15 protein-coding genes are annotated in these 17,281 nt (G+C 72.5%); 8 read left to right on the top strand and 7 right to left on the bottom strand.

Annotated elements, in window-relative coordinates:
* Positions 1-64 precede the first annotated feature (64 nt).
* Complete coding sequence (locus ACFSE6_RS06745; protein WP_388003926.1) at positions 65-613, top strand: hypothetical protein; 549 nt, start codon at positions 65-67, stop codon at positions 611-613.
* 6 nt (positions 614-619) lie between these two features.
* Here the strand turns inward: ACFSE6_RS06745 and ACFSE6_RS06740 are convergent, their stop codons facing one another.
* The 3 genes from ACFSE6_RS06740 to ACFSE6_RS06730 form a co-directional block, all read right to left on the bottom strand.
* The gene (locus ACFSE6_RS06740; RefSeq protein ID WP_388003923.1) at positions 620-1,591 is read right to left on the bottom strand and encodes a DUF4031 domain-containing protein; all 972 of its coding nucleotides are present in this window, start codon (positions 1,589-1,591) and stop codon (positions 620-622) included.
* 53 nt (positions 1,592-1,644) lie between these two features.
* On the bottom strand, positions 1,645-1,935 hold the full coding sequence (locus ACFSE6_RS06735; protein ID WP_388003920.1) for a WXG100 family type VII secretion target: 291 nt from the start codon (positions 1,933-1,935) through the stop codon (positions 1,645-1,647).
* Between the two features lie 189 nt (positions 1,936-2,124).
* The gene (locus ACFSE6_RS06730; protein ID WP_388003917.1) at positions 2,125-3,639 is read right to left on the bottom strand and encodes an HD domain-containing protein; all 1,515 of its coding nucleotides are present in this window, start codon (positions 3,637-3,639) and stop codon (positions 2,125-2,127) included.
* Between the two features lie 159 nt (positions 3,640-3,798).
* Here ACFSE6_RS06730 and ACFSE6_RS06725 point away from each other — a divergent pair, with 159 nt between their 5' ends.
* The 4 genes from ACFSE6_RS06725 to ACFSE6_RS06710 are packed head-to-tail and all read left to right on the top strand — an operon-like array spanning position 3,799 to position 9,315.
* A complete protein-coding gene (locus ACFSE6_RS06725) occupies positions 3,799-6,060 on the top strand; it encodes an HAD-IB family hydrolase (protein ID WP_388003914.1) in 2,262 nt (753 codons plus the stop codon).
* On the top strand, positions 6,057-6,875 hold the full coding sequence (locus ACFSE6_RS06720) for an SDR family NAD(P)-dependent oxidoreductase (protein WP_388003911.1): 819 nt from the start codon (positions 6,057-6,059) through the stop codon (positions 6,873-6,875). The genes ACFSE6_RS06725 and ACFSE6_RS06720 overlap by 4 nt, the downstream gene beginning before the upstream one ends.
* On the top strand, positions 6,872-7,630 hold the full coding sequence (locus tag ACFSE6_RS06715) for a lysophospholipid acyltransferase family protein (RefSeq protein ID WP_388003908.1): 759 nt from the start codon (positions 6,872-6,874) through the stop codon (positions 7,628-7,630). The genes ACFSE6_RS06720 and ACFSE6_RS06715 overlap by 4 nt, the downstream gene beginning before the upstream one ends.
* On the top strand, positions 7,627-9,315 hold the full coding sequence (locus ACFSE6_RS06710) for an FAD-binding oxidoreductase (RefSeq protein WP_388003905.1): 1,689 nt from the start codon (positions 7,627-7,629) through the stop codon (positions 9,313-9,315). Before ACFSE6_RS06715 ends, ACFSE6_RS06710 begins: the two co-directional genes overlap by 4 nt.
* Positions 9,316-9,339: 24 nt before the next feature.
* On the opposite strand, the gene ACFSE6_RS06705 is transcribed toward ACFSE6_RS06710, so the two are convergent.
* Both ACFSE6_RS06705 and ACFSE6_RS06700 read right to left on the bottom strand, forming a co-directional pair.
* Entirely contained in the window at positions 9,340-10,986 is a 1,647-nt protein-coding gene (locus ACFSE6_RS06705; RefSeq protein WP_388003902.1) for a sensor histidine kinase, read from the bottom strand.
* Positions 10,983-11,741 carry a response regulator transcription factor gene (locus tag ACFSE6_RS06700; RefSeq protein WP_388003899.1) on the bottom strand — a complete coding sequence of 253 codons (759 nt, stop codon included), beginning with the start codon at positions 11,739-11,741 and terminating at the stop codon, positions 10,983-10,985. Before ACFSE6_RS06700 ends, ACFSE6_RS06705 begins: the two co-directional genes overlap by 4 nt.
* A 78-nt stretch (positions 11,742-11,819) precedes the next feature.
* Here ACFSE6_RS06700 and ACFSE6_RS06695 point away from each other — a divergent pair, with 78 nt between their 5' ends.
* Positions 11,820-12,809 carry a zinc-binding dehydrogenase gene (locus tag ACFSE6_RS06695; RefSeq protein ID WP_388003896.1) on the top strand — a complete coding sequence of 330 codons (990 nt, stop codon included), beginning with the start codon at positions 11,820-11,822 and terminating at the stop codon, positions 12,807-12,809.
* On the opposite strand, the gene ACFSE6_RS06690 is transcribed toward ACFSE6_RS06695, so the two are convergent.
* Positions 12,784-13,767 carry an NAD(P)/FAD-dependent oxidoreductase gene (locus ACFSE6_RS06690; protein WP_388003893.1) on the bottom strand — a complete coding sequence of 328 codons (984 nt, stop codon included), beginning with the start codon at positions 13,765-13,767 and terminating at the stop codon, positions 12,784-12,786. The genes ACFSE6_RS06695 and ACFSE6_RS06690 overlap by 26 nt on opposite strands.
* 76 nt (positions 13,768-13,843) lie before the next feature.
* Between ACFSE6_RS06690 and ACFSE6_RS06685 the strand changes: the two genes are divergently transcribed.
* Positions 13,844-14,482 (top strand): helix-turn-helix domain-containing protein, encoded by a 639-nt coding sequence (locus tag ACFSE6_RS06685; protein WP_388003890.1) that lies wholly within the window; start codon positions 13,844-13,846, stop codon positions 14,480-14,482.
* 93 nt (positions 14,483-14,575) lie between these two features.
* On the opposite strand, the gene ACFSE6_RS06680 is transcribed toward ACFSE6_RS06685, so the two are convergent.
* Positions 14,576-15,499 carry a quinone oxidoreductase family protein gene (locus ACFSE6_RS06680; protein WP_388003887.1) on the bottom strand — a complete coding sequence of 308 codons (924 nt, stop codon included), beginning with the start codon at positions 15,497-15,499 and terminating at the stop codon, positions 14,576-14,578.
* 186 nt (positions 15,500-15,685) lie between these two features.
* Here ACFSE6_RS06680 and ACFSE6_RS06675 point away from each other — a divergent pair, with 186 nt between their 5' ends.
* Positions 15,686-17,215 carry an acyl-CoA synthetase gene (locus ACFSE6_RS06675; protein ID WP_388003884.1) on the top strand — a complete coding sequence of 510 codons (1,530 nt, stop codon included), beginning with the start codon at positions 15,686-15,688 and terminating at the stop codon, positions 17,213-17,215.
* Positions 17,216-17,281 lie beyond the last annotated feature (66 nt).

Below are 17,281 nucleotides of genomic sequence, written 5' to 3'. Positions count from 1 at the left end.
TCCTTCCTCTTGACCAATACCCCGCCCCGGTATTCCATGTACCCCTATGGGGTACCAGACGGACGTGACCCGTCCCGCGCCGACGACCGCGGCTTCTCGGGTGGCGGTGGCCGCACCCGTCCTCGTCGGCGTGCTGTGCGCCGCCGGGTTCCTCCTCGGGCCGGTCTCCGCGGACATGCCCGCCACGATCGTGGGCATCGCCGCGCTGGCCTACCTGTCCGCGGCGGCTACCGGACGGCGAGCGGCGGCCTGGGTCTTCGTGGGCGTCGGCACCGTGGTGAAAGTGGGGGCCGAGATCGCCGACGTGAGCTGGATCCCGCCGATCCTCGGACTCGGGGTCCTCCTCGCCGGCTACGGACTGCTTCGCCGACGGTCCGGGACGCTGATCCAGTCGGCGGCGATGCTCGGTTACCTCGGGCTGGCGGTCGTCGCCCTCCTCGTCGGGCCGAACGCGGGCCTGGCGCTCGCCGGCGCGGTGCTCGCAGCGCACGCGCTGTGGGACATGTGGCACTACCGCCGCGACGCCGTCGTCCACCGGCCGCTCGCCCTGTGGTGCATCGGCCTGGACATCACGGCGGGGACCGCATGCGTGGTGCTCGCTGCGACGAGTTGAGGGCGCTCAGGTTGTGAGGTCGCGCAGCTCGGCGGCCAGGTTGGTCCGAGCGCGTTCCTCCCACAGGTGTCGGCCCGACGCGGTGGCGAACAACCGCTCACGCCCGATCAAGGACTGCAGCACCGTGCCGCGCCCTGCCCGGAACTCCTCCTCGGGCACGTGCGCGTACTCGGCCCGCACGTCCGCCGCGTAACGCGCATACCGGCGCGGCGGAGCCGCCAGGATCGCCAGATCCGCGTCGCACAAGGCAGCGCCCGGCGGGTCGTCCTCGACCGCGTGGGAGGCGGTCAGCCGCACCAGACGCACGGCCTCGGCGACCGTGGCCCCACCGGCCCCGACCCCCGTGAGCCGGCGCCGCGCGAGCTCCGCGGATTCCTCCTCGTCCCGGCCCGGCTCGCCGGCGTAGACCGCGTCGTGGAACCACGCCGCCAGACGCACCGCCGCCGTCACCGGCTCCCCGTGCCGGGCGAGCTCGGTCAGCCGGTCCAGCACCTCCTCGAGGTGGGCGAGGTCGTGGTAGCGCCGGTGCGGCTCGCTCCACCGGTCGAGGAGCTCCTGCCCGAGTGCGCGCCACGTCTCGTCCGGGCGGGCCTCATGAGCATCCGGCGGCGCCCCGTCGCCGGGCACGTCGGGCACCGCGCCGGCGAGCACCTCACGTCCCAGAGCCGCCCATTCCCCGGCGAGTCGTGCTCGTCGGCGCCGTCGCCGCTCCGCCCGGCGGTCCGCGCCGGGCACCCGCAGGCCGGACCGACGAAGCCGCTCCAGCAACTCCCGGCCGGAGACCAGTTGCGCGCCGGCAGCGACCAGCTCGTCCACCCGATCGGCAGGGACGTCGTAATGGTCGAGATCGAACGAACGCGGCGAGAGCCCGGCGGCCGCCGCGAACGCATGCAGTTCCTCGAGCGAGACGTCCGAGACGAGGTGCGCCCACATCGTCCCGTGCGCGGGCCAGCGGGGCGGGTCCACGAGGATGGCCACGCAGCGATGCTACGACCGCACGGCCTCTGCCGACCCGCCCCGACCCTCCCGGGTCACCGCGCGAACAGTCCCTGGGCCGCGGACTCGGCGTCGTCATAGGTCCGCGCCGCGGTGTCCAGCGCCATGGTGACCTGCTCCAGCGACGCCTCGACCGTGGCCTGCGTGGCGCGCCACTGGTCGGCGCACGCGCCGAAGGCCTGGGACGCCGTCCCCGTCCAGGACTGCTGCAGGGTGATGAGGTGCGCCATCATCGCGGCCACCTCGCTGCGGATGTTCGCCGTCGTCGTCCTGGTCTGCTGGGCGGCGACGACGATCTCGCCGCTGTCGACCGTGAACTGGGCCATGGTGTGCTCCTCCCTGCCGCGCCACCGTGGCACGGCTCAGCAGGGACGCTAGGCAGCCCACCGGCCGGAGGGTGCGCCCACGTCGCTGCACTGTGGACAAGGTGGCACCTGAGCCGCAGATGTGGACAAGCGGCACCGAGGAACCGGCCGAGAAGCCGCGGAAACGTCAGGACCGAGCGGCCCTCGGCGTCAGGACGGCCGGTCCTTGCGACTTCCCTTTTTCTTCTTGCGCGGCCGGGTGAGGAAGTCGGGCTCACGCTCGATGCCGTGCTGGGGGGACGCGGCGCGGCCGTCACCCGGCGGCGGCTCGTCGGAACGGTCGGAGGGCAGGTGAGGGGCGCGAGGTTGGACCTTCCGCGGCCCGCGGGTGCTGTCCGGCGTCGGGGCGCTGCGGGGCGAGGCCGGGGTCAGCGTGGACGTGCGTTCGCGACGCTCGCGTTCGGGCAACGCGCCCTGTTCCCGCAGAGCACGGGTTACGTCGAGTCGTTCCCGCTTCAGACGCTCCGCACGTTCCCGGTCCATCCGTCCGGTGCGCACCGCGTGCTCGACCAGGTCCCGCGAGGAACGCGCGATGGTCGCCCGGTCGCCCTCGCTCGGCTCGGTCCTGGGCCGCGGGGCGAGATCGTCCGGAAGTGACTCGAGCGACGACGCGAGCACCCGCTCCTCGTCTCCGCGGCGGACGGATGCGGCGCCCTGCCGGTCGGTGCCGCCGGCCTCGTCGGGCGCGGGCGCCGGCTCCTGCTCGGCACCGGCAGGCTCCGGGTGCGGCCGCACCGTCGTCGTAGCCGGGTCGGGGGAAACCGCGGCGCGGACCGGCGCAGGTTCGACGATCGGCACATCCGTGCCGGTCGGGCCGGCCGGAGCGCGGGAGGTCTCGCGCGCGGCCGGGGCGTCGGGGGTCACGGACGCGGCCGGGGCGTCGTCGCGGACCGTGTGCCCCTCGGCCGCTGCCGCGTCCGCCGCGTGCTCGTGCGCGGCCTCCGCGGCGGCGACCGTCTCCTCCGGCGCGCAGGATCCGAGCTTGCCCAGCTCCGCGCGCAGCCGGTCCAGCTCCGCGGAGAGGTTCTCCCGCGCCGCGTCCTCCCACTGCTGTCCCATCGGGGAGACGAAGATGTTCCGGCGCGCGAGGAGCTTGCCGATGATCGCGATGCGGGCTTCGAGGTAGTGCCGCAGAGGGATGTGCGCGTACTCGGCCCGCACCTTCTTGCGGTACGCCTGGTATTTCTGCGGGTCGGACGCCAGCACGGCCAGGTCGGCGTCGGACAGTGCGAGGCAGTCGATGTCCTTGGCCTTCGCCTCGTGGCGCTTCAGCCCGAGGATGAGCTGTTCCACCCGGTCGAGCGCGGGCTCCGGTACGCCGAGCCCGCCCAGCTCCTCCCGGGCCAGCTCTGCGGAGGCGACCTCGTCCTCACCGCCGCTGCGGGTGTAGGCCTTGGTGGCCACGGAACTGAAGATCGCCCCGTGGTACCAGGCCGCGAGCCGCACCAGGTCCGGGTTGTGCGTCTCCTCCGCGATCTCGTCGAGCCGGGCGAGCATGTCGACGAGGTGCTTGTCGTTGTGGAAGTGGCGGTCAGGCTGCTTCCACCGCTCGAGGAGGCGCCGACAGGTCGTCTCGATCTCGTCGCGGCCGGCACTGGCCCCGACGGCTTTGCAGCTGCGTACGAACGCGGCGGGCAGCCACTGCGGTACGTCGGCGACGCCCATGGTGATGTCAGTCCTCAGATGGTTTCATCGTTCGGTCGACCGATCGTAGAACAGCCTGCCACTCCTGCGTGCCCACAGTGCGATGAACCGGGTCACAACACCGCGAACCCGGGGTTCACGGCCCGGGAGGAGGGGAGGCGGAGAGGTAGCATGCGCGGAATGTCGCAACCCTTGGACCAGGCGCACGTGCTGCTCACGGGCGCCACCGGCTTCGTCGGCCAGGCCGTACTCGAGAAGCTCCTCTCCGCCTACCCCACGACCCGGATCACCGTCCTGGTGCGGCCCCGCGGCGAGATCACCGCACAGCAACGGATCGAGAAGCTGCTGCGCAAGCCGGTCTTCCGTCCCTGGCGCGAGGAGGTCGGTGAGGACGCGGCCACGGCCGCCCTCGCCGAGCGGGTCACCGTCCTGTCCGGCGACCTCGGCGACCTGCCGCCGCTGCCCGGCGACCTCGACGTCGTCATCCACTCCGCCTCCACCGTCTCCTTCGATCTGCCCGTCGACGAGGCCTTCGCCGCGAACGTCTCGGGGCCGGTCTCGCTCTACGACGCCCTCCGAGACACCGGCTCGGACCCCCACGTGGTCCACGTCTCCACCAGTTACGTCGCCGGGCTGCGCAAAGGCGTCGCCGAGGAGCGCACCCTCGATCACCACATCGACCGCAACGCCGAACTCGCCTCGGCCCTCGCCGCCCGTACCGCCGTCGAGGAGGACTCCCGCAGCCCGCGGGTGCTGGGTGACCTCATCGACAAGGCCCAGGCCGAGCACCGCCGGGCCGGGCCCCAGGCGGTCGCCGACGCCGCGGAGGCGCTGCGGGTCGAGTGGGTCAAGGACCAGCTCGTCGAGCACGGCCGCACCCGTGCCCGGTCGCTCGGATGGCCCGACGTGTACACCTTCACCAAGGCGATGGGGGAGCGTGCGGCGGAGGAGCTGTGGGCCGGGGCCGGGCACCGCCTGTCCGTGGTGCGACCGACGATCATCGAATCCGCGCTGCGCCACCCGTACCCCGGCTGGATCGACGGCTTCAAGGTCGCCGACCCGCTCATCGCCGCCTACGGACGCGGTCTGCTCCCCGAGTTCCCCGCCCTCGCGGACACCGTGCTCGACGTCATCCCGGTCGACTTCGTCGTGAACGCCATCCTGGCCGCCGCGGCCGCGCCACCAGCGGCCGGGGACGCGGACTACTACCAGGTCAGTTCCGGCATCACGAACCCGCTGCGACTCGGCCCACTGGTCCAGACCGTGCGGGAGTACTTCTCCGAGCACCCGCTCACCGACGCCGACGGCGCGCACGTCGCCGTCCCCGCCTGGTCCTTCCCGCACCCCGGGGCGGTCGAGCGGGCGTTGCGCCGGCGTGAGCTGGCCGTCGACGTCGCGGACCGCACCGTGTCCCGGCTGCCCGCGAACGACCGCACCCGGGGGTGGATGTCCAGCCTGGCGACGGCCCGCCGGGATCTGAACACGCTGCGGAAGTTCACCTCGCTGTATCAGCCGTACACCCAGACCGAGGTGATCTTCGACGACGCCCGCACCAGGGCGCTGCACGCCGCGCTTGCGCCGGAACGGCAGGTCGAGCACGGCTTCGACGTGACGGAGATCGACTGGCGCCACTACCTCCAGGCCGTGCACATCCCTGGCGTCCCCGGGCTGATGCGCTCGCGTTCGGCCTCGGCCGCGCCGAAGGAACCGGCCGAGCTGCCCCGGCGTGAGGACGTCCTCGCGGTCTTCGACCTGCAGCGCACCGTGGCCGCGGCCACGCTGGTCGAGCAGTACCTCTGGGTGGAACTGGCCGCGCGGCGTCCCTCCCGGTGGCCCGTCTCGGTGGCCACCCTGATGGCGAAGTTGCCCCGGTATCTCCAGGCCGAGCGGCGGGACCGGTCGGACTTCATCCGTACGTTCATGCGCCGGTACGCCGGCGTGGACGAGGAGGAGTTGCGCGCCGTCATCGCCAGCAAGGTCACGCCTTCGTTGCGCCGGGACCTGCTCACCGAGGCCGTGGAGCGGATCCGCGCCCACCGGGAGGCCGGTCACCGGACCGTGCTCGTCACCGGGGAGATCGACGTCTTCGCCGAGCCGCTGGCCCCCATGTTCGACGAGATCGTCGCCGGGAAGATGGAGAAGGACGACGCCGGACGGTGGACTGGGCACCTGGAGGTCTCGCCGATGGTGGGGGAGGCCCGGGCCGCCTGGCTGCGCCGCTACGCGCGTGAGAACGGCATGGACCTCGCGGCGTCCTATGCTTATGGCGACAGCTACGCGGACCGGCCGTGGCTGGAGGTGGTCGGGCACCCCAACGCCGTGAACCCCGACGCCGGCCTCTTCCGGTACGCCCGAGCGAGGAGATGGCCCGTACACACCTGGACGACCACGGCAGAGGGCCGGTTGACACCGGTCCTGCGAAGCATCCGAGGAGCGATGTGAGCAGCACTGTGCGGCGGCAGCGTCCGCGTCCGGAGGCCACGGTCCTGCGCGGCCGTGGCCTGGTCACCGGTGGCACCTCCGGGATCGGTCTGGCCTTCGCGCGCGCCCTCGCCGTCCGGGGCTGCGACCTCGTCCTCGTCGCCCGGGACGAGGCACGGCTGACCAAGACTGCCGAGCAGCTCAAGTGGCGCTACGGCGTCGAGGTCGAGACCCTTGTCGCCGACCTGTCCCGCACCGAGGACATCCATCGGGTCGCCGACCGCCTCACTGACGAGGACCGGCCCGTCGAGATCCTCGTGAACAACGCCGGCAAGGGCCTGCACATCCCCCTGGTGGCCGAGGAGACGGAGGAGCACGAGCACGCCGTCGACCTCATGATCCGCGCCGTGCTCGTCCTCGGTGCCGCCGCCGCGCGGGCGATGCGTGGGCGCGGGCACGGCGTCGTGATCAATGTCGCGTCGGTGGCCAGTCTGATCCCGATGGGGGCATACTCGGCGATCAAGTCGTGGGTGCGGACCTATTCCGACTCGCTCGCCCTCGAGCTGGCCGGTACCGGGGTGCGGGTGATGACCCTGCTGCCCGGGTGGGTGCGCACGGAGTTCCACGAGAGAGCGGGTATCCGCACCGGCTCGATCCCCGACGTGTTGTGGCTCGAGGCGGACCGGGTCGTGGAAGAGTGCCTCGCGGATGTCGAGAAGGGTCGGGTGAGGTCGGTGCCGTCAAAGCGGTTCGCCGCGCTGGCCTTCCTCGCCGAGCACGCCCCGCGGCCGCTCGTGCGGCGAGCGACCGCGCTCATCAAGGGAGGACGCGCATGAGTGGCCGTACCGACGGCGGCACCGGGCGCTACCACGCCGGCTGGCACCGCGCGATCCGCTACGTGGCGCAGCGGATGGTGCTCAAGCCCGTGGTGCACAGCGTCACCCGCACCAGCGTCGAAGGCCTCGACAACCTCGACGGGCTGGAACGCCCCTTCGTCGTGGTCGCGAACCACTCGAGCCATCTCGACACCGCCGTCATGGTCTCCTCCCTGCCCCGCGAGGTCACCTCGCACCTGGCCGTCGGCGCCGCCGCCGACTACTTCTACGCCAAGTGGTGGACCAAGCTCGCCACCTCGATGTTCTTCAACACCTACCCGATCCACCGCACCGCCGGATCCAGCCGCCGCAGCCGCAAGCGCAAGGGACTGACGCAGCGCCTCGTCGCCGAGGACGTGCCGGTCCTGATCTTCCCTGAGGGCACCCGTTCGCGCGACGGCGTCATGCGGGCCTTCAAGCCCGGTGCCGCGGCGGTGTGCGTCTCGCGCAGCATCCCGTGCGTGCCGATCGCCCTCATCGGCGCCTACGACGCGATGCCGCCCGGACGGTCCTGGCCCGTGGAGGGCCGACCGCGGGTGCGGATGCTCGTCGGCCGGCCGATGCGCCCCCGTCCGGGGGAGAAGGCCGCCGAGTTCAACGACCGTGTGGCCGCGCGCGTGCGCACCATGCTCGAGATGCAGACGCCGTACGTGGTGGCCGACTCGGCCCCACCGCCCGCGCAGCCCGGCGGGCAGGCTCAGGAGGAGGCTTCGTGACCGGGGTGGCGCACCAGAAGTGGTGGGGATGGGGCGTGGAGGGCGTCGCGTTCAACCACCGCGACAAGCCCAAGATGGCCCCGTTCGTCTACGACAAGGTCGGTATCGACCTCAACGCCCCGGGCAGTCCCCCGCCGAACTTCGACGACCTCGACGTTCCCGCTCCCCGGATCGGCGAGGAACTGACCGGCACGCTGACCGCCGCCGTCGGGCGTGAGCACGTCCGCGACGACGACCTCGAGCGGGTCATCCACACCTACGGCAAGGGCCTGCCCGACCTGGTGCGGGTCCGTGCCGGTGACCTGCCGCGCGTGCCGGACGTCGTCGTCTACCCCGCCGACGAGTCGCAGGTGCAGGCGGTGGTTGACGCCGTCGTCGCGGCCGACGCCGTTCTCATCCCCTTCGGCGGTGGGTCGAACATCTCCGGTTCGCTCACGCCGCCGGCCGACGAGCAGCGCACCGTCGTCTCGCTCGACCTGGGCCGGATGAACCGTGTGCTCGAGGTCGACGAGGAGGCCGGCCTCGCCCGGATCCAGGCCGGCGTCCAGGGGCCGGACATGGAAGACCAGCTCAACTCCCGCGGCTGGACCGTCGGCCATCAGCCGGACAGCTTCCGTCACTCCACCCTCGGCGGGTGGATCGCGACCCGGTCCTCCGGCATGCAGTCGGACAAGTACGGCGACATCGCCGACATCACCCGCGGCCTGCGGATGGTCCAGCCCGGCAAGGTCGTGGTGCTGCGGCCGCTGCCGTCCACGTCCACCGGTCCGAGCGTGCGCGAGATGATCCTCGGCTCCGAAGGGCGTCTCGGTGTGGTTACTGAGGCGTGGGTGCACGTGCACCGGCTGCCGGAGAACCGCGACATCATCGCCTACCTGTACCCCTCGTGGGACGCGGCACTGGCCGCGATGCAGGAGATCTCCGTCTCCGACGCCGCACCGACGGTCACCCGCGTCTCCGACGCCAACGAGACGCAGTTCTCGCTGTCCACCCAGAAGGAGTCCGCCGGGCTCAAGGGCAAGGCGCAGCAGGCGCTGTTCGACGTGCTGGCCCGGCGCGGCTGGGACCTGGAGCAGGCGTGCCTGTCCTACATCGGGTACGAGGGCGGCGCCGGCAAGGTCAAGGCGGAGAAGAACGTCGTCGGGCGGATCGTGCGTCGGCACGGCGGGATCAAGCTGGGCCGGGGGCCGGGTGCCCTGTACGACCAGAAGAAGTTCGACACCCCCTACATCCGTGACTTCCTCCTCGACATCGGCGGCCTTGCCGACGTCTCCGAGACGGCGGCGCCCTGGTCGAAGCTGCCGGAGGTCTACATGGCGACCACGCGTGCGGCACGTGAGGCGTTCGAGCGGATCGGGGTGCGCGGCTTCATCATGTGCCACCTCTCGCACAGCTACCATTCCGGTGCCTGCCTGTACTTTACCTTCGCGTTCGCGCCGGGCGTCGACGGGGCGCAGGAGCAGCTCGAGCGCTACTGGACGGTCAAGAAGGCGATCCAGCAGACGTTCGTCGACCTCGGTGCGACGCTCTCGCACCACCACGGCGTCGGGACGGACCACGCGCACTGGCTCGAGGAGGACATCTCCCCGGCCGGCACCGACGTCATGGTCTCGTTGCTGCAGGGCGTCGACCCCGGCCGGAACCTCAATCCGGGAACCATCATCCCGGCCCAGCGGGAGTGGTGAGGGAGCTGGTCGCCCGAGGGGCGATCACAGCTGAGGCGCCGGCTCGTCCCGTGGCTCGATCGGGCCGCTGACCGGCAGGGCCACCTGCACCGTCGTGCCGCCACCGGGGGTCGGGACCACCCGCGCCGCGCCGCCGTGCGCGGCGACGACGCCGGCGACGATCGCCAGACCGAGGCCGGAGCCGCCCGAGGTGCGGGCGCGCGAAGGGTCGGCGCGGTAGAACCGCTCGAACACCCGCGCCGCGTCCTCCTCCGGGATGCCGGGGCCGTGGTCGCGCACCTCGAGCTGGGCCCACCCGGGCTCGACGTGCCCGACGGCGACCTCGACGCCGCTCTCGGGTGGCGTGTGCCGCAGCACGTTGCCCAGCAGGTTCGCCACCACCTGACGGATCCGGTCGGCGTCACCGCGCACCGTCACGGGCGGCACCTCATGGTCCGCCTCGCCGGTCAGCGGCACGACGGCGACCGGCCGGTCCGGCGCCTGCGCGTGCAGGTCGGAGGCGGCGTCCCGGGCGATCGCCGTCAGGTCGATCTCGGTGAGCGTCAGCGGGCGGCCCTCGTCCAGCCGGGCCAGTTGCAGCAGGTCCTCGACGAGGCTGCCCATCCGGGAGGCCTCGGACTCGATGCGCTGCATGGCGTGGGGCAGGTTCTCCGGCGGTACACCACCCATGCGATACAGCTCGCCGTAGCCGCGGATCGCCGACAACGGCGTGCGCAGCTCGTGGGAGGCGTCGGAGACGAACCGGCGCATCCGTCGTTCGGAGGCGGCCTGGTCCGCGAACGACTGCTCGATCTGGGCGAGCATCGTATTCAGTGAACGAGCCAGCGAGCCGACCTCGGTGCTGACCGGCAGGGCAGGCACGCGGCGGGAGAGGTCACCGGCGGCGATGGCCCCCGCGGTCGACTCGATCTCCCGGAGCGGACGCAACGATCGGCGCACCGCGGCCCACGCCAGGACCGCCCCACCGGCAAGGATGACGACGCCGAAGATCACCACGAGCTTGCGGGTCTGGTCCATCGTCTTCTCCACCCCGAGCAGGGGCAGCGCGACCGTGATCGCGCCCACGACGGGACCGTCCTGGACGTTGCGCAACGGGAGCGTCACCGCCCGCCACGACGGCGAGGGCCCGTCGCCCGGCACGGTCTCGATGTCGTACTGCTGCTGGTCGGCGAGGGCGTCCAGGTCCGCGCTGTCGAGCACGGGCCGTCCCGCCTCGTTCGCGGTGGAGGTGCTGAACAGCTCCTGCGTACCGGCGTCCTGCAGCTCGACCCGGACGTAGTACTGGGAGGGCAGCACGCCGGGGGCGGTGTCCATGAACTGATCGGGCGGGCGCTGCCCGAGCTCACGCACGGCGGCGCTGAGCTGTCCGTCCACCTGACCCTCGAGGTTGGCCCGCAGGACGGTTGTGGTCGCCGCGCCGGCCGCGGCCAGCCCCACGAGCAGCAGGACCGTGATGATGGCGACGAGCCGGGCGCTGAGCGGGACGCGGCGCCACTTGGCGTGCAGGCCACCGAGCGGATGGTGCGGGACGGGCGGTTCACCCAGCGGTGGCGGGTCTCCGAGCGGCTGGCGCTCACCGGTGTTCGGCAGCTCGCCGGCTGCCTGCCGCTCACCGGGCCGAGGCGACTCCGGCGCGCCCGGCGCCTCCTCGCCCGTGCCGGCTGCGCTCACCGGCCCGCCGGCGCGCGCAGGACGTACCCCACGCCGCGCCGGGTGTGCAGCAGCGGCACCAGGGCGGCGGCGTCATCGCCGGAAAGGCCGAGGTTCTCCGGCGAGTCGATCTTGCGGCGCAGGTAGGAGATGTAGGACTCCACGATCGCCGCCTCGCCGGCGAAGTCGTAGTCCCACACGTGGTCCAGGATCTGCGTCTTCGAGACCACCCGCTCGGCGTTGATCATGAGGTAGCGCAGCAGCTTGAACTCGGTGGGCGAGAGGTCCACGGGACGTCCGGCGCGGCGCACCTCGTGCGCGTCCTCGTCCAGCTCGAGGTCGGCGTAGGTCACGATGCCGTCGTCCTCCTCTGGCGGCTGCGTGCGGCGCAGCACGGCCCGGATACGCGCCACGACCTCCTCCAGGCTGAACGGCTTCGTGACGTAGTCGTCGCCGCCGACGGTCAGCCCCTGGACCTTGTCGGACATGTCGTCCTTCGCGGTCAGGAATAGCACCGGGATGTCCGCGGCGTGCGCGCGCATCCGCCGCAGCACGGTGAAACCGTCCATGTCGGGCAGCATGATGTCGAGCACCACGAGGTCGGGCCGCTCCTCGGCGGCGGCCCGCAGGGCGGCGTTGCCGTCCGCGGCCGTGACGACCTCGAACCCGGCGAACTTCAGCGACGCGGAGAGCAGTTCGCGGATGCTCGGCTCGTCGTCCACCACGAGCAGGCGCGCCTCGGGCGCCTCCGGTGAGCGTGCGGCGGTGACGTTCATGACTCCCAGTGTGCCGCGCACGTCTGGGCGTTCGCTGGGAGCAGGCTGAGGGGGCGCCGGACGGTAGGGTCGAGCGCCATGCGTGCCGCCTACCTGGCCGCCCCGGGACGCGTCGAGGTCGACGACGTCCCGGACCCGGCCGCCGACGCCCCCGGTGACCTCGTGGTCCGCATGGAGCTGGCCTCCGTGTGCGGCTCCGACGTGCACACCGTCTTCGACGGTTTCCACGAGCCCGACGCGCTCGGCCGCCCGGGCTACCCCGGGCACGAGGGGATCGGCACCGTGGTCGAGTCCCGGGCTCGGGCCGTGCCGGTCGGGACCCGGGTGCTCACCGTCCCCGTTCCCGCCGAGGCCGGGTGCTTCGCGCAATACCAGCGTCTACCCGCCGGTCAGGTCGTCCCGCTCCCGGACGGCGCTTCGGTCGAGCGCCTGCTGCTCGCGCAGCAGTACGGCACCACGTTGTTCGCGATGCGGCTGTTCTGGCCCGACGGCGGCGCCACGCGGCCGGCCGGCACGGCGGCGATCCTCGGTGCCGGTTCGGCCGGACTGTTCTTCGTCCAACTCGCCCGCCGGGCCGGGTTCGCCCAGGTGCTCGTCGCCGACCCGGACCCCTACCGTCTCGGCGTCGCACGGGAGCTCGGCGCGACCACGACCGTGCGGCCTGGCCGGGAGAGCCTCGTCGAGGCGGTGCTCGACGTCACCGGCGGCACCGGCGCGGACCTGGTCATCGAAGCGGCGGGTTACGACGCCGCCCGCGCCGAGTGCGTGGCCGCAGCCGCGCGGCAAGGCACGGTCGGGCTCTTCGGCTTTCCCGAGCGCCGCGGCCACGCCGGTTTCCCGATGTACGACGCGTTCCGCAAGGTGCTGCGGATCCAATGGGCCGGCGGCACCCAGTCCGAGCCCGGTCTCGTCGCCTTCCGGGACGCCGTGCGCGAGATCGCCGACGGCACCGTCGAGGTGGCGCACTGCCTGGGCAGCGACCATCGCCTCGAGGAGGTCCCGGCCGCCCTCGAGCTCGCCCGTTCGGGCGGCCGGGGGTCGATCAAGCAGACGATCCGGCTGGCCTGAGTCGCCCGGTGCGAGCGCGTTCCACCGCCGCCTGCAGCTCCTCCGCGCACAGGTCGGCGTTGATCTGGGCTCCCGCCATCGCGCCTGCCGCCGCCGAGGCGCCGACCTGCGCCATCACGTCGGTCACGTTGCCGGCCACCCACACACCCGGGACCGCGGTCCTGCCGGTCGGCTCGGCCGCCACGTGCTCGCCGAGCCCGGAGGGGTGCTCGGCCGGGGTGAGCCCCAGCGCGGAGAGCACGCCGGACCGCGCCACCGGGCGCGAGGCCGTGGCGACGATGTCGCGGGGGACCAGCTCACCGTCGGCGAGCCGGAGGCCGATGATGCGGTCGGCCGCGATCTCGAGCCCGGTGACCCGCCCGGTCACCACCGGCACGCCGAGCGCGGCGAGCTGCTCGAGCTCCTCAGTCCCCGGCTCCGGGGCGAGGTGCCGGAAGAGCACGACGTCGTCACTGAGCTGACGGAACAGCATCACCTGGTGCATCGCCATCGGGCCCGTCGCGATGACGCCGATAGCCCGGTCGCGCACCTCCCAGCCGTGGCAGTACGGGCAGTGGACGACGTCGCGGCCCCACCGCTCCCGCAGCCCGTCGATCGCAGGGAGCTCGTCGAGCACGCCGGTGGCGATCAGCAGACGGCGTGCCCGGACGGTGCGCATGTCCGCCACGGTGACGGCGAAGCCGTCGGCCTCGCGGGTGGCCGTGGTCACCGTCCCGGCGACGACGTGCCCGCCGTACTGGCGCACCTCCTCCCGGCCGATCGCGAGCAGCTCGGCCGGCGACCGGCCGTCGTGCCCGAGCAGACTGTGCACCGCGGCGGCTGGGGCGTTGCGCGGCTCGCCGCCGTCGATCACGGCGACGCTCCGGCGGCTCCGGGCCAGTACGAGCGCGCCGTTCAAGCCGGCCGCGCCGCCCCCGACCACCACGGCGTCGTATCTGTCGCGAAGTTCGTCGGTCATCTCGTTCCATCTCTCGTTCCGCGGACCCGTGTTCCTCGGGCTCTCTCACGATGAGAATGCTTCCCAGGACGGCGGCATGCAACACTGCTTGCCGAAGTGGCAAACTGGCCTCGTGGACGATCTCGAGCAGGCCCTGACCGCCGTCGGCCCGCGGCTACGTTCGCTCCGCCAGGAGCAGGGCATGACCTTGGCGGCACTCTCCGGGCAGACCGGGATCTCGGTGAGCACGCTCTCCCGCCTGGAATCGGGTGCCCGGCGCCCCACGTTGGAACTGTTGCTGCCTATCGCCCGCGCGCACCGGGTCGCCCTCGACGACCTCGTCGACGCGCCGCCGACCGGCGATCCGCGGGTGCGGATGCGTGCGGTGCGGGCGCACGGCGTCACCCATGTGGCACTGAGTCGCCGGTCCGACGGCATCCAGGCCTACAAGCTCATCATCCCGCCTCGGGAGGAGCCGGCCCAGCCCCAGGTCCACGAGGGCTACGAGTGGCTCTACGTCCTCGACGGGCGCCTACGCCTGCTGCTCGCCGACCGCGATCTCGTGCTCAGCCCGGGAGAGGCGGCCGAGTTCGACACCCGCGTGCCGCACTGGTTCGGACCCGCCGACGCGCAGCCGGTGGAGGTCTTGAGCCTGTTCGGCTCCCAGGGGGAACGGGCGCACCTGCGGGCGCGGCCGAAGCGCCGCGAGGAGCTCCCGCCGAAAGCGGACACCTGAGTCAAAAGCGGACTTCCGAACGTCCGCTTTTGACTCAGGTGTCCGCTTTCGGCGTGCGACGGCGGGTGGGCCTGCGGGACGGGGCGCCCGAGGTCAGAACGTCACGACGAGCCGGCCCCGGACGCCCCCGGACTCCATCCGGCGGTGCGCCTCGGCGGCCTCCTCGGCCGGGTAGGTCTGCGCGACGCGCAACGTCAACACACCGTCGGCGACGAGGCCGCCGAGCTCGTCCAGCAGATCGGCCCGGCGTAGGTAGTCGCCGACCATGACCTTGTGCACGGTGATCCCGCGGCCCGGGCTGCCGTCCCACCCGCGCACTACGGCGAAGCCGCCGTCGTCACGGACCGCCGGGACCAACTCCTCGTGCAGCAGCGCCGCGTCCAGCGCCCCGTCGGCACCGTCCGGCAGCACCTCCCGGACCCGCTCGGCCACGCGCTCACCGCGCGGGACGAACTCGTGCGGTGCCAGCGCGGCGAGCAGGTCACGGTCGGGCTCCCCGGCGATCGCCACGACGCGCAGGCCGCGGTGCACGGCGAGCTGGAGGACGTACCCGCCGAGCGCGCCGGCGGCCCCCGAGATCACCAGCGAGCCGCCCGGCGGGAGGGCGAGCATGTCCAGTGCCCGCACCGCTGTCAGCCCGTTCATGGGCAGCGTCGCGGCCTCGACCAGGCTGACGCCCTCGGGGACGCGTGCCACCTGGTCGGCTCCGAGCACCACCTGCTCGCGGTAGGCGCCGCCGCGATCCGGCGTCGTGATGGCCATGACCCGATCGCCCGGCGCGAAGGCGACGCCGTCGCCGACCTGATCGACCGTGCCGGCCGCCTCCATCCCCGGCACGATCGGGCCCGCAGCGTCGCGGCCGGGATGGAGTCCGGCCCGCAACGCCACGTCCGTGGGGTTGACCGTGGCGGCGGCGACTCGGATCCGCACCTGGCCGGATTCGGCGACGGGTTCGGGCAGGTCCTGGATCTCGAGGACCTCGGGCGGACCGGGACGGGGAATGACGACGGCGCGCATACCGGCGACCGTACCGACGGCCTCGCGCCGGGGCGACGCGACCGGGCGACGTCCACCAGCACAGGAACCCCGGGATGTCGCTGACGATCACAACTATTGACTTTCCGAACGAATACTCGACACCATGCTCCCGGCGTCGGCTCCGGGCGCCGACCACGGCACGACCTCGAGGTGGAGGACCGCGGGATGCAGGGAATCGGTTCGTGGCCGCACAGGCGCCGGCTGAAGTCGGCCGGCGTCGACGTGCTCGTCAGCGGGGACCGGCGCGAGACCTACGACGAGCTGGCCGACCGCGTGGACCGCCTGTCCGACGCGCTGGCCGCCCGTGGGATCGCGCGCGGCGACCGCGTGGCCTACCTCGGCGAGAACGACCCGGCGTTCCTCGAGACGTTGTTCGCCTGCGGTCTGCTCGGCGCCGTGTTCGTGCCGCTGAACACCCGGTGGGCCGCACCCGAGATCGCCTACGGGCTGCGCGACTCGGGCAGCAGGACGCTCGTCTTCGCCGAAGCGCTCGCGGACCTGGCCCACCGTGGGAGCGCTGATTCCGCCGTCACCGACCGGATCGTGGTCGGGCGGGCCGACGGCCAGTCCAGCGATCCCGACGGTGCCCTGCCCTACGAGGAACTCCTGGCCGCCGGCCGTCCGGTGCACCGTGAGGAGCCCGTGACCCTGGACGACCCGGCGATCATCCTCTACACCTCCGGGACGACCGGGCGGCCGAAGGGTGCGGTCCTCACCCACGGCAACCTCACCTGGAACGCGTTCAACGCCGTCGTCGACTACGACATCCACGCCGACGAGACGGCCCTGATGATCTCGCCGATGTTCCACGTGGCCTCGCTCGGGATGGGTGTGCTGCCGACGATCCTCAAGGGCGGGACCATCGTGCTCGAGGCCAAGTTCGATCCCGGCCGGGCGCTCGAGCTGATCCAGCGCCACGGCGTCACCTACCTCTCCGGCGTGCCCACCACGTACCAGATGCTCGCCGAACACCCGGACTGGCCGACGACGGACCTCGGCACGCTGCGCCGGCTCACCTGCGGCGGCTCGACCGTCCCGCTGCGGATCCTCGAGGCGTACGAGGAGCGCGGTCTCGCGTTCACCCAGGGGTACGGGATGACCGAGACGGCGCCGGGGGCGACCGCGCTGATGGCCTCGTACTCGCGGGCGAAGATGGGATCGGTCGGCCTGCCACACTTCTTCACCTCGGTGCGCGTGGCGGGGCCGGACGGAACCGAGCTCCCGGCCGGCGAGGTCGGCGAGATCCAGATCGCCGGGCCGAACGTCGTACCGGAGTACTGGGGCCGGCCCGAGGCCGCGGCGGAGTCCTGGACCGCGGACGGCTGGTTCCGTTCCGGCGACCTCGGTCATCTCGACGAGGACGGGTTCCTCTACGTCTCCGACCGGCTCAAGGACATGATCATCTCCGGTGGGGAGAACATCTATCCGGCAGAGGTCGAGCAGCTCGTCACGGAGCTGGAGGCCGTGGGGAGTGTCGCCGTGATCGGCCGCCCGGACGAACGGTGGGGTGAGGTGCCGGTGGCCGTCGTCGCGATCCGCCCGGGCTACACGCTCGCCGCCGACGACGTCCTCGGCCACCTCGACGGCCGGCTGGCGCGGTACAAGATCCCCAAGGACGTGATCTTCACCGACGACATGCCGCGCACCGCCTCCGGGAAGATCCGTAAGACGGACCTGCGGCGGCAGTACACCTGACGGCGGGCGCCGGCCGACCGCGCCGCCGTCGGCGTCGTGTCCGAAACCCGCTAGCCGGCGTCGCTG

The sequence above is a fragment of the Georgenia deserti genome (assembly GCF_042680605.1).
GTDB lineage: Bacteria > Actinomycetota > Actinomycetes > Actinomycetales > Actinomycetaceae > Allobogoriella > Allobogoriella deserti.
The sequence above is the reverse complement of the archived record's forward strand: the minus strand, read 5'-3'. Positions and strand labels throughout refer to the sequence as shown.